General features: G+C 61.3%; 11 protein-coding genes. 7 read left to right on the top strand and 4 right to left on the bottom strand.

What is annotated here, in order from left to right; all coding sequences use genetic code 11:
• Positions 1-82: 82 nt before the first annotated feature.
• Positions 83-625: an oligoribonuclease gene (gene orn, locus BXA01_RS18605; protein WP_016771957.1), complete on the bottom strand. Its 543-nt coding sequence runs from the start codon at positions 623-625 to the stop codon at positions 83-85.
• Between the two features lie 107 nt (positions 626-732).
• Between orn and rsgA the strand changes: the two genes are divergently transcribed.
• The 3 genes from rsgA (at position 733) to BXA01_RS18590 (ending at position 3,522) form a co-directional block, all read left to right on the top strand.
• Positions 733-1,764 (top strand): small ribosomal subunit biogenesis GTPase RsgA, encoded by a 1,032-nt coding sequence (gene rsgA, locus BXA01_RS18600; protein ID WP_024011360.1) that lies wholly within the window; start codon positions 733-735, stop codon positions 1,762-1,764.
• Between the two features lie 313 nt (positions 1,765-2,077).
• A complete protein-coding gene (locus BXA01_RS18595) occupies positions 2,078-3,037 on the top strand; it encodes a caspase family protein (protein ID WP_076565377.1) in 960 nt (319 codons plus the stop codon).
• Positions 3,037-3,522 (top strand): toll/interleukin-1 receptor domain-containing protein, encoded by a 486-nt coding sequence (locus BXA01_RS18590; protein ID WP_076565374.1) that lies wholly within the window; start codon positions 3,037-3,039, stop codon positions 3,520-3,522. The genes BXA01_RS18595 and BXA01_RS18590 overlap by 1 nt, the downstream gene beginning before the upstream one ends.
• Positions 3,523-3,581: 59 nt before the next feature.
• On the opposite strand, the gene motB is transcribed toward BXA01_RS18590, so the two are convergent.
• Positions 3,582-4,628 (bottom strand): flagellar motor protein MotB, encoded by a 1,047-nt coding sequence (gene motB / locus BXA01_RS18585; protein ID WP_041480740.1) that lies wholly within the window; start codon positions 4,626-4,628, stop codon positions 3,582-3,584.
• 3 nt (positions 4,629-4,631) lie between these two features.
• A complete protein-coding gene (gene motA, locus BXA01_RS18580) occupies positions 4,632-5,483 on the bottom strand; it encodes a flagellar motor stator protein MotA (RefSeq protein ID WP_016771962.1) in 852 nt (283 codons plus the stop codon).
• Between the two features lie 166 nt (positions 5,484-5,649).
• Here motA and BXA01_RS18575 point away from each other — a divergent pair, with 166 nt between their 5' ends.
• From BXA01_RS18575 to BXA01_RS18560, 4 genes are all read left to right on the top strand, one after another.
• On the top strand, positions 5,650-7,188 hold the full coding sequence (locus BXA01_RS18575) for an HDOD domain-containing protein (RefSeq protein ID WP_076565371.1): 1,539 nt from the start codon (positions 5,650-5,652) through the stop codon (positions 7,186-7,188).
• 42 nt (positions 7,189-7,230) lie between these two features.
• Positions 7,231-8,046: a thiosulfate sulfurtransferase gene (gene rhdA / locus BXA01_RS18570; RefSeq protein WP_076565369.1), complete on the top strand. Its 816-nt coding sequence runs from the start codon at positions 7,231-7,233 to the stop codon at positions 8,044-8,046.
• A gap of 18 nt (positions 8,047-8,064) precedes the next feature.
• Entirely contained in the window at positions 8,065-8,925 is an 861-nt protein-coding gene (gene asd / locus BXA01_RS18565) for an archaetidylserine decarboxylase (protein WP_024011354.1), read from the top strand.
• A 66-nt stretch (positions 8,926-8,991) separates the two neighbouring features.
• Entirely contained in the window at positions 8,992-10,740 is a 1,749-nt protein-coding gene (locus BXA01_RS18560) for a molecular chaperone (protein ID WP_076565366.1), read from the top strand.
• Positions 10,741-10,843: 103 nt separating this feature from the next.
• Here the strand turns inward: BXA01_RS18560 and serB are convergent, their stop codons facing one another.
• Positions 10,844-12,058 carry a phosphoserine phosphatase SerB gene (gene serB, locus BXA01_RS18555; protein ID WP_076565363.1) on the bottom strand — a complete coding sequence of 405 codons (1,215 nt, stop codon included), beginning with the start codon at positions 12,056-12,058 and terminating at the stop codon, positions 10,844-10,846.
• Between the last annotated feature and the right edge of the window lie 73 nt (positions 12,059-12,131).

Genomic DNA, 12,131 nt, shown 5'->3' with positions numbered 1-12,131 from the left:
GCGGCCGGCTCGCGTCCACATAAGCCGCATTCCATGTGGGAGCGAGCCTGCTCGCGAAAGAGTCAGGGCTGATGCCGCTGCCTCAGAACTTGATGAAGTGCTTGCGGTAGTGCTGCAGCTCGGCGATCGATTCGCGGATGTCATCCAAAGCCAGGTGGGTGCTGCCCTTCTTGAAGCTGTCGCGCACATCCGGCGCCCAGCGCGCGGCCAGTTCCTTGAGCGTGGAGACGTCGAGGTTGCGATAGTGGAAGTAGCTTTCCAGCGCCTTCATGTGGGTATAAAGGAAGCGACGATCCTGGCAGATGCTGTTGCCGCAGATCGGCGACTTGCCCTTCGGCACCCACTTTTCCAGAAAGGCGATGGTCTCAGCTTCTGCCTCAGCCATGCTGATGCGGCTGTCGCGCACACGCTGGGTCAGACCGGAGTTGCCATGGGTGCGGGTATTCCACTCGTCCATGCGCGCGAGCACTTCGTCGCTATGGTGGATGGCAATCACCGGACCTTCAGCCAATGTGTTCAGCTCACTGTCGGTGACGATGGTGGCCATTTCGATGATGACGTCGTTGTCCGGGTCCAGACCGGTCATTTCCAGGTCGATCCAGATCAGGTTCTGCGGATTTTGCATATTCGGGCTCCTAGGCAATGCTGCGCAGTTTAGCCTAGGCCGGTGGCCGGGCGTGCTAAACTCGCGGCCGTTTTACCTAATCGCTGCATTCTTCAGACGGAACACCCATGGCCAAACGCCAACTCAATCGTCGTCAAAACTGGCGCATCGAAAAGATCCAGGGCGAGCGCGCCGCACGCGCCGCCAAACGCGAGTCCTCGGCGGTCGAGGCCCTCGAGGGCGGCGACCTTGGCCCTGAGCAGCACGGCCTGGTGATCGCCCACTTCGGCGTGCAGGTCGAAGTCGAAGCCGTTGACGGCGAACTCGCCGGTCAAGTGTTCCGCTGCCACTTGCGCGCCAACCTGCCAGCGCTGGTCACCGGCGACAAAGTCGTCTGGCGCGCCGGCAACCAAGGCATTGGCGTGATCGTCGCGCAACTGCCGCGCAGCACAGAGCTGTGTCGCCCCGACAGCCGTGGCCAGCTCAAACCGGTTGCTGCCAACGTCGACATGATCGTCATCGTGTTCGCGCCGCTGCCCGAGCCTCACGCCAACCTGATCGACCGCTATCTGGTCGCCGCCGAACACGCCGGCATTCGCCCGCTTCTGCTGCTGAACAAATTCGACCTGATCGACGAGCAGAACGCCCCGGCACTGAACGCGTTGCTGGCGGTGTATCGCACGCTGGGTTATCCGGTGCTGGAAGTCTCGGCTCACCACGGCGATGGCATGGAGCAGCTGCAAAAGCAGCTCGACGGGCGCATCAGCGTGTTCGTAGGTCAGTCCGGCGTCGGCAAGTCGTCGCTGGTCAACAGCCTGCTGCCGGAAGTCGAAACCCGCGTCGGGCCGTTGTCGGAATTGTCCGGTCAGGGCACGCACACCACCACCACCGCGCGCCTGTTTCACTTCCCTGGCGGCGGCGAACTGATCGACTCCCCGGGCATCCGTGAATTCGGTCTGGGCCACGTCAGCCGCGCCGATGTCGAAGCCGGTTTCATCGAGTTCGATGACCTGCTCGGCACTTGCCGTTTCCGCGACTGCAAGCACGACCGCGAACCGGGTTGCGCGCTGCTCAAGGCGCTCGAAGATGGCCGCATCCAGCAGCAACGGATGAACAGCTATCGCTCGATCATCGCCAGCCTGCCCGAAAACGGTTATTAAACAGTCGCGCCGGCAGCCCCGCACCACGGGCTGCCGGTTGTCAGACTGCATCTGAATCAGCTCTCCCCCACTTAAACATAAGCCTCTGCTGTAGGCTTTTGCGCGACTGCTTGCAGGACCTTTCTGTTTTGCCGCGCAGACCTTGTAGGTCTCTGCCAGCGGCCTACATTCCTTTCCTCCTTCGCTCACAGCGACCTTCGAGGAAAGCCATGCCAACCTGTGTTTTATTCATCAGCCATTCGTCTCGCTACATCCACGTGTGCAGTGCCCACAGCATCGTCGGCGCGATCCGCCTGCACACGGTGGTATGAGCATGCGCAAGGCACTGTTCATCGGCATCAACGATTACACGCATATCGGCGCCCTGAGCGGCTGTTGCAACGACGCCATGGCCATGGCTTCGGTGCTGAAAACCAATGCCAACGGCGACCCCAACTTCAAGAATGTCGTGTTGACGTCCGCCGAGGATTATTTGAGCCGGCAAAAACTCGAAGACCAGATCCGCGAGTTGTTTTCCGGTGACTGCAACGTCGCCCTGCTGTATTTCGCCGGCCATGGCGGTTTCGACGCCGACACTGACGAAGGCATGCTGATACCCCAGGACTACCGCAACGCCAAGGACGGCATCCGCATCAGCGACATCCTCAACTGGGCGGACAAGGCCACGCGGATCAAAAACAAAGTGATCATCCTCGACTGCTGCGAAAGCGGTTCGGCCGGCGAAGTGCGCGCCCTGCGCAGCGAGAGCAGCATGGTCAGCGAAGGCATGACCATCCTCACCGCCTGCAAAAAAGCCGAGCCGGCAATGGAGGGCGCGCAGCACGGCGTGTTCACCGGCCTGCTCCTGCAAGCGTTGCACGGCGGCGCGGCGAATATCCTCGGCAAAATCACCCCCGGCAGTCTGTACTCCTTTGTCGACAACGCCCTCGGTGCCTGGGAACAGCGTCCGGTGTTCAAGACCAATGTGTCGCAGTTCATTTCCCTGCGCGAAGTCTCGCCGCTGATCCCCAAGGAGATCCTGCGCAAATTGCCGGACTGGTTTGCCGAAGCCGAATCGGTCTACCCGCTCGACCCCAGCCATGAGCCCACCGAAATGGCGTTCATAGCGGAGCACGGCGAGGTCTTTGCCCAGTTGCAGAAGTGCAACCGCCACAGCCTGATCGAGCCGGTCGACGCCGAGCACATGTACTACGCCGCCCTCAACTCCACCGGCTGCCGCCTGACGGCACTCGGCGCCTATTACCGCGAACTCGCCCTCAAAGGACATTTCTGATGCCAGTCTTTATCAGCTATCGCCACATGGATCGCGCCCATGCGATCGCCATCAATACCCGTCTGACCCAAGCGAAGATCAGGACATATCTCGATGTCCTCGATCCGGAATCGCAGACCACGGACGACATCACCGGGGTCATTACCCGCAACATCACCGAGTGCACGCATTTGCTGGCAGTGGTGTCGGAGACAACTGCACTGTCGTGGTGGGTGCCGTTCGAGATTGGCGAGGCGACGATCAGCAACCGGCGGATCTGTACGTTCAAGACCGGACCTGCGCAACTGCCGATCTATCTGGACAAATGGCCGAAGCTGAGCACGGCCAGCGACCTGGATTTCTTTATCGATGCGTATCGGGATGAGGTGTCGAACAAGCGGTCGATGGCGCTGGAGTCGATCAGCGAATCGGTGAAAGGGGCGTACAAGCGCGATGCAGAGATGTTTCATGAACAGCTGAAGAACCGGATTCGTCGGGGATTCTGAGACTGTACCGGCCTGTGATAGCCAAAAAAAAGCCGACATCACTGTCGGCTTTTTTTCACTTACTGCTTCGGCGCAGGCGCAGGCGCCGCCCCACCCGGCTCGGCCGGTTTCGGCGCCGCATCGTCAAACAGATTCAACCGCTCGCGCAACTCGTGAGCCGGCACTGGCTGTTTGTCCGCCGGCAGCGCATTCGGATCAACCGGGGCTGCCGGAGCAGCACCGTTCTGCCCCTGATCCGCCGGTTTCGCTGCCTCGGGACCCTGCGCACCTTCAATGGCGGCCTGGGCCTTTTTGGTCAGTACGACAATGTCGATCCGGCGGTTGACCGGGTTGAACGGATTTTCCCGATCAAACAATGCCGACGAGGCATAACCGACCACCCGCGCCACCTGCGCATCCGGATAGCTGCCCGCGACCAAGGCACGGCGAGCCGCGTTGGCGCGGTTGGCCGAGAGCTCCCAGTTGCCGTAGTCGCCAGTGCCAATGTACGGCTTGGCGTCGGTGTGGCCGCTGATGCTGATCTTGTTCGGCACCGCTTTGATGGTGTCGGCCATGGCCAGCAGGATGTCTTCGAAGTACGGTTTCAGGCGTGCGGAACCGGAGTCGAACATCGGCCGGTTCTCGGCGTCCATGATCTGGATGCGCAAGCCGTTCGGCGTGATCTCGAAAAGGATCTGATCCTTGAATTTCTGCAGTTGCGGGTTCTCGTCGACCTTGTTCTGCAGTTCTTGCAGCAGCAGTTCGAGACGCTCCTTCTCGACCTGCTCGGCCATGCCTTCAACCTGATCGGTGTCGACCGTGACCTTGTCCGGTTGCGGCTGCGACTTCACTTCCGGGTTGAGGGTGTTTTCCGGCGCCAGGGTCGGTGTACCGCCGAGGTCGATGATGTACGGCGTGCCGCTTTCGGAGAAGCCGACCGGGTCCTTGAAATAACCGGCGATGGCGATCTTCTGTTCCGGCGTAGCGGTGGACAGCAGCCACAGCACCAGGAAGAACGCCATCATCGCCGTGGCAAAGTCGGCGAAGGCGATTTTCCACGCCCCGCCGTGGTGCCCGGCGGCAATGCGCTTGACGCGCTTGACGATGATCGGCTGATTATTTTCCATGACTTAGCGACCGCGAACCGCTTGTTCCAGCTCGGCGAAGCTTGGACGGTGCGCCGGGTACAGAACCTTGCGCCCGAACTCGACCGCCAGCGACGGCGGCATGCCGGACGCCGAAGCCACCAGCGAGGCCTTGATGGCTTCGTAGACGTTGAGCTCTTCCTTGGCATCGTGGGCCAGGGAATGCGCCAGCGGACCGAAGAAACCGTAGGCCGCGAGAATACCGAAGAAGGTACCGACCAGTGCCGCACCCACGTGCAGACCGATCGACGCCTGGTCGCCCTCGCCCAACGAAGCCATGGTCACCACGATACCGAGTACCGCCGCAACGATACCGAAACCGGGCATGCCGTCGGCGATGCCGTTGACCGCGTGCGATGGGTGCTCGAGGTCTTCCTTGAGGCTGTACAGTTCCATGTCGAACAGGCCTTCCAGTTCGTGCGGAGCCATGTTGCCGGAGGACATGATGCGCAGGTAATCGCAGACAAACGCGGTCATGCGTTCATCCTTGAGCACCGCCGGGTACTTGGCGAAGATCGGGCTCGCGGCGGCATCTTCGATGTCGCCTTCGATCGCCATCATGCCTTCGCGGCGGCTCTTGTTGAGGATCTCGTAGATCAACCCAAGCACTTCCAGGTAGAAGGTGTGGGTGAAACGCGAACCGAACATGCTCAGGGATTTCTTGAGCACGTGCATCGTCATGTAACCGGGGTTGGCCTGGAGGAACGCGCCAAGGGCCGCACCACCGATGATCAATACCTCGAAGGGCTGGATCAGGGCGGCAATCTTGCCGTGGGAGAGCACGTATCCGCCGAGCACGCTCGCGAATACGACGATGATGCCGATAATTTTAGCCATAGGTAGAAGGTACTTGTTTAAGTCGGGTTCAAGGTCATATTCGGAAGTTAAAAAATCTCTTCTTCTACTTATCGGCAAAACTGCGCCAGACTATAGCCAGTTCAGGCGAAAAGCCAATTTAGCCCATGCCGGGCGCGTCTACAGTCAGTGAAGATCTCGTCCAGACATGGCTAATGAAACGAACGTCCCACACGCACAACCGACCACCCTCCAGGCTTGGGTCAAGCTGCTCGACAGCGTTCGCCTGCCCGTGCCGCAAGAGGCTCACGACAAAGTCTGCCGGGCGATCCGCGACAACCGCAGCTCGCTGCGCGACATCGCCGATCTGATGCAGGATAGCCCGGCGCTGGCCTTGAGCGTCATCCGTGAGGCGAATCGTCACACCCACGGCACCATGGCCGCGCCAGCGGAAAATCTCGAGGTGGCAATCAATCGCCTGGGCCTTGCGCGCACCGAAGAATTGCTCGCGCGCCTGCCCGCCGAACCGAACCGGCAGATCCCCAAGGCTTTGCGCCAATTGCAGTTGATCAGCCAACACGCGACACAGCAGGCCAACGGTTTTTTTGCCAGTCGCCTGGCGCGGCTTTGGCAGGACATCCACTGGGGCAGTCTGCTGTTTTTGTCGCCGCTGTGGCCCTTGGCACTGACCTATCCGCAGTTGCTTGAGGAGTGGGAACTGCGGGTGATCCACAAGGGCGAGTCGGCACGTGTGGTCGAAAAGCAATTGTTCGGCGTGCGCCTGTTGAAGATTGCCGAGGCACTGGTCCAGGCCTGGCATCTGCCGATCTGGGTCGAGCAAGGCTACAAATTGCTGCTCAGCGAACAACGCGAACTGGTCAAAGTGCTGCGCATCGCCCGCGACAGCGAGCACCCGCTGCGCCAGCAGAATCGCCTCGACGATGACCCGACATTGCGCCGCTGGCTCAACCAGCCGGCGAATACCGTGCTGCTGGCCAATGGGCTGGCGCTGTCGGCGCAACAGGCCTGGGACAGTCCGCACAGCAAGCGCTGGCAGTACCTGACCAGCCTCTATCTGCAAATTTCCATGGACGAAGTGCAGCAACAGTTGCACCAGCAAGCGGCGAACAGCGCGCGTCAGCATGCGATGCCTGATTTATGGCACCCGGCGGTTTCGCTGATCTGGCCGTGGGGCACTCGTCGCTTGCCGGCCGGCATGCTCCCGGCCGCAGCGCCGAATGCGGATGACTTGGGCCAGTGGCGTCGGCAATGCGCCGAACTCCTCGCCGAGCCCAGCCGCTTCACCAATGCCATGAGCCTGACCGTCGCCGCCCGCGAAGCACTGGTGGCCAGCGGCATGCGTCGGGTGATGATTCTGATGGCCGACCGCACACACACGACCCTGCGCGTGCACCAGACCGCCGGTTTGCCGAAGGATGCAGCGGCGCTGAGTTTTGCCGTCGGCCAAAGCAAAGTCCTGCAGCGCCTGCTCGCTCAGCAGGCGCAGGTGCGGATCACGCCGGAGAACAACGGGCAATTCTCTGCCTTATTGCCAGCGAGCCTGCGCACGCTGTTTCGCGGTGAGCATCTGTTCCTGCGTTCGCTGGTGAATAACGGCCGGGTGATCATGATCGTCGTTGCCGATCAGGGTGGCGGGCCGTTCGCCGACATCACCGTACAAGCCTTCGGCAAAACCGCGCAGTGCATCGAAAAAGCCCTGCACAGCTTTAGCAGCCGTGGCCAATGAGCCTGCGCTACAATCCTCCCCTTTGTGCTCTGGAGACCTCACATGTCTGACTTCTCTGGCTTGCCGCTTGTCATCGAGCCGAGCGACCTGCTGCCGCGTCTGGAGTCCCCGGAACTGATCCTGGTGGACCTGACCAGCCCTGCCCGGTATGCCGAAGGTCACTTGCCCGGTGCACGTTTTGTCGACCCGAAACGCACCCAGCTCGGCCAGCCACCGGCGCCGGGGCTGATGCCGGCGAAGGCCGATCTGGAAGCGTTGTTTGGTGAGCTCGGTCACCGCAAAGATGCGGTCTACGTGGTGTATGACGATGAAGGCGGCGGCTGGGCCGGACGCTTCATCTGGCTGCTCGATGTCATTGGCCACGACAAGTACCACTATATAGACGGTGGTCTGCCGGCCTGGCTGGCGGACGGTATGCCGATGTCGATCCAGGTGCCGGCCGCCGTCGGTGGCCCAGTGTCGCTGACCCTGCACGACGAACCGACCGCCACCCGCGAATACCTGCAAAGCCGTCTCGGCGCCGCCGATCTGGCGATCTGGGACGCGCGTGGGCCGCTGGAATATTCCGGCGAGAAAGTCCTCGCCGCCAAGGGCGGACACATCCCCGGCGCGGTCAATTTCGAATGGACCGCCGGCATGGACCAGACCCGCCAGCTGCGTATCCGCAGCGACATGCCGCAGATCCTCGAAAACCTCGGGATCACCAAGGATAAGGAAATCATTACCCACTGCCAGACCCATCACCGGTCGGGCTTCACTTATCTGGTGGCCAAAGCCCTCGGTTATCCGCGGGTCAAGGGCTACGCCGGTTCCTGGGGCGAATGGGGCAACCACCCTGACACGCCAGTCGAGATTTAAGGTTTTTAAGGACAACTAATGAAAGAGCGTCTGTTTATCCTCAGCCAGTACCTGCTGCCGCATCACCTGCTGTCGCGCCTGGCCGGCTGCATCGCCGAATGCCGTGTGCGCTGGTTCAAGAATGCCTTCACCCAATGGTTCGCCAAGCGTTATCAAGTGGACATGTCGCAAGCACTGGTCGAAGACCTGACCGCTTACGAGCACTTCAACGCCTTCTTCACCCGCGCCCTGAAAGACGGCGCGCGTCCACTGGACGAAACTCCGGGCGCGATCCTCAGCCCGGCCGACGGTGCGGTGAGTCAGCTCGGCCCGATCGAGCACGGTCGCGTGTTCCAGGCCAAGGGCCACAGTTTCAGCGTGCTCGAATTGCTCGGCGGTGATGCGGCCAACGCAGCGCCGTTCATGGGCGGCGATTTCGCCACGATCTACCTGTCGCCGAAGGACTACCACCGCGTGCACATGCCGCTGGCCGGCACCCTGCGCGAAATGGTCTACATCCCGGGCCGCATTTTCTCGGTGAACCAGACTACTGCCGAAAACGTCCCGGAGCTGTTCGCCCGCAACGAGCGCGTGGCGTGCATTTTCGACACCGAACGCGGGCCGATGGCCGTGGTGCTGGTTGGCGCGATGATTGTCGCTTCGATCGAAACCGTGTGGGCCGGTCTGGTCACCCCACCGAAGCGCGAGCTTAAAACCTTCCGCTACGACGAAGCCGCACGCGCACCGATTCATCTGGAAAAAGGCGCGGAACTGGGGCGCTTCAAGCTCGGTTCAACGGCGATCGTGCTGTTTGGCCCGGATCAGGTGAAGTGGGCTGAAGAGCTGGTGGCCGGCTCGCCAGTGCAGATGGGCCAAGGCCTGGCACTGCCAAAAGCGTGACCCAATTTGCGGAAGCAGCCGAGGCTGCTTCCGCAAACCGCGGCATTTGCTGCTATGGTTTTGCTCATGAGCCAGACCAACTTTTCTCCCAAGCTGCGCGCTCCGACTCCCACGCAAACGCGCCTGTCGTTCTGCGACGCCAGCCCGCGTGACCTCAAGCGCTGGATCGCCGGCCTGCCCAAGGCCAACATCGGCGAAACCGCCCGCCTGCTCTATCAAGGCCTCGGCGAACTGAACCTGTTGCTCACTCCCAGCGACAATCGCCTGCAACTCTTGGAACTGCTGCGGCCAGAGGTGTATTTCGTCTGCCAGCATCTGGAGCGTCACTTTCTGCATCAGGCGATCATCCTCGATGAGCGCTCGCGCAAAGTCAGCAACCTGTGCCAGGCGCTGCAGGGTCAGTTGGCCATCGGCTATAAACAGATCGTTCTGCGCATCCTGCCCAAATACAGCAAGGATCGAGCGACGTTGGTCAGCACCGCATTGCAACGCGCGGCGCATGCCCTCAAGGCGCAACTGGTGCGCGCCACGCAGCTGTACAGTCCACCGCCGGAACACGTGTGGTTGGAATTGCATCATCTGTATCGCAGCGCTGCGCAATTACAGCTGCAACAACGGCGGCTGCGCGATGATCTGGCGTTTTTGACCAGCGAACTGAGCGTCGAACAGACCTACATCGCCGCACTGCTATTGGGCAGCGCCCGTTGCAATCAATTGCGTCAAAGCCAGATTGCCCGGCTGGCCGAGGTGATCGAGCCGTGGAGCGCCCTGCTCAAGCTGCATCCCGGCAGCGCCGACGAGGGCTTGTTTGCGGTCAGTCCGGAACTCGATGTCGGCCCCCGATACCGCAAGATGTTTCGCAGCGAACAACAGAGCGGACTGCTGGGCTTCGACCCGCAACCGCTGGTCAAACAGCTCGAAATGCACTTGTTGCACCAGCCGACTTCGACACCTTTGCCTGTCTCTGCCGGGCTCAGCATCGATACCCTGCAACATCTCCATGCCACTTGGGGCCAAGCGGCGGAACGCAGCTTTCAGCGGATCGCCGGCCAAGGCTCATTGACTGTGTGCGTCGGCATGAGCGCCCTGCACTTCTACCTCGGCGGCGAGCGCACCTTCAGCGAGTTGCTCAAACATCCCGGTGCCCGCGCGGCAAATTTCAGCAGCGTGGTGGCCAACGGCGAAAAGGACAGCTGGAGTCAGGCGTTCGACGCTGCCCCGCAAAGTAACGATGAGCTGTTGCCGTACGAGGAAATCCAGTACGACCAGTTGAGCGAAGAAGAAGGCCCGGGCAACGCGCCGAATTATCCGACTTACGCCTTGCCGGTGATCAACCATAGCCCCGGCGGCTATTGCCTGGCCTGGCCGAGCGAAGTACCGGCGGAGTTGCAGGCCGGGGAAATGCTCGGCATTCAGGACAGCGAGGGCAAAGGCTGGAGCATTGCGGTGATTCGCTGGATCCGCCAGGTGCGCGGCAGCGGCACGCAGATGGGCATTGAACTGGTCGCGCCACACGCGCAGCCGTGCGGGCTGCAACTGGTTCGTTCCAAGGACGATCACAGCCATTATCTGCGCGGTTTGCTGTTGCCGGAGATCAGTGCGATCGATGTGCCGGCCACCGTACTTGCGCCGCGCCTGCCGTTTCAGGAAGGCAACAAGGTATTGATCAACACCCAAGGCGAAGAACACCGCGCCGGGCTGGATCGGCGGGTGGCGAGTACGCACAGTTTCAATCAGTTCGCCTATCGCTCGCTGGATCCTGCGCAGAATGGCGGAGGTGAGGAGGATTTTGATTCGTTGTGGAATTCGCTTTAGACCGAGGCGCGGCCTTCGCGAGCAGGCTCGCTCCCACACTGGAATGAGGTTTCCCGTGGGAGCGAGCCTGCTCGCGAAGAGGCCAGATCAGCTTATGGAGATCTCAGAGCTGCCCGTCGCGATCGCGGAAACCCAGCAGATACAACACACCATCCAGCCCCAGCGTTGAAATCGCCTGCTTCGCTGACTGCTTGACCAACGGTTTGGCGCGGAACGCCACGCCCAGCCCGGCAATCGCCAGCATCGGCAAGTCGTTGGCGCCGTCGCCGACGGCAATGGTCTGCTCCAGACGCAGCCCTTCCTTGTGCGCCAGCTCCTTGAGCAGATCAGCCTTGCGCTGCGCATCGACAATCGGCTCGATCGCCACGCCGGTGCACTTGCCGTCGACCACTTCCAGCTCGTTGGCGAACACGTAGTCGATGCCCAGCTTGGCTTGCAGCTGCTTGGCGAAGTAAGTGAAGCCGCCGGACAGGATGGCGGTTTTGTAGCCAAGGCGCTTGAGTTCGGCGAACAGGGTTTCGGCGCCTTCGGTCAGGCGCAGCGAGGCGCCGATCGAGTCGAGCACGCTGACGTCGAGGCCCTTGAGCAGCGCCAGACGCTCCTTGAAGCTGGCACGGAAATCTAGTTCACCCGCCATGGCGCGCTCGGTGATTTCGGACACTCGATCACCCACGCCGGCTGCCTTGGCCAGCTCATCGATGACTTCCGCTTCGATCAGCGTCGAGTCCATGTCGAACACGGCCAAACGTCGGTTGCGACGGAACAGCGAGTCTTCCTGAAAGGCGATATCGACGTTCAATTCTTGGGCAACGCTGAGGAATTCGGCGCGCAAGGCCTGCGGATCGGCCGCTTCACCGCGCACGGAAAACTCGATGCAGCCCTTGCCCTTGTCGGCCGGCGTGTCCAGCGGCATACGCCCCGACAGACGGTCGATATGGTCGATGTTCAGGCCATATTTGGCGGTGATTGCGCTGACCGCCTCCAATTGGCCGGCGGTGACTTTGCGCGTCAGCAGGGTAACGATGTGGCGCTTCTTGCCCTGATTGCCCACCCACTGCTGGTAATCCTCTTCGGACACCGGGGTGAAGCGCACTTGCTGATCCAGTTCGTAGCCTTTGAACAGGATGTCCTTGAGCACCGATTTGCCTTGTTCGGAATCGGGAATTTCAACCAGGATGCCGAACGACAGGGTGTCGTGGATCACCGCCTGACCGATGTCGAGAATGTTCACACCACCTTGTGCCAGAACACCGGTGATGGCAGCTGTCAGACCGGGACGGTCGACTCCCGTGATGTTAATCAGGACGATTTCGCGCAACGCGCACCCCCGCAACTGGAAAAAAACCGCATTCTACCCACTTTCAGTGACCATCGGGCACCGCGAGCGCTTT

The organism is Pseudomonas sp. B10 (genome assembly GCF_900156235.1).
Taxonomy (GTDB): Bacteria; Pseudomonadota; Gammaproteobacteria; order Pseudomonadales; family Pseudomonadaceae; genus Aquipseudomonas; species Aquipseudomonas siliginis.
This window is presented reverse-complemented; position numbering and strand designations above follow the sequence as displayed.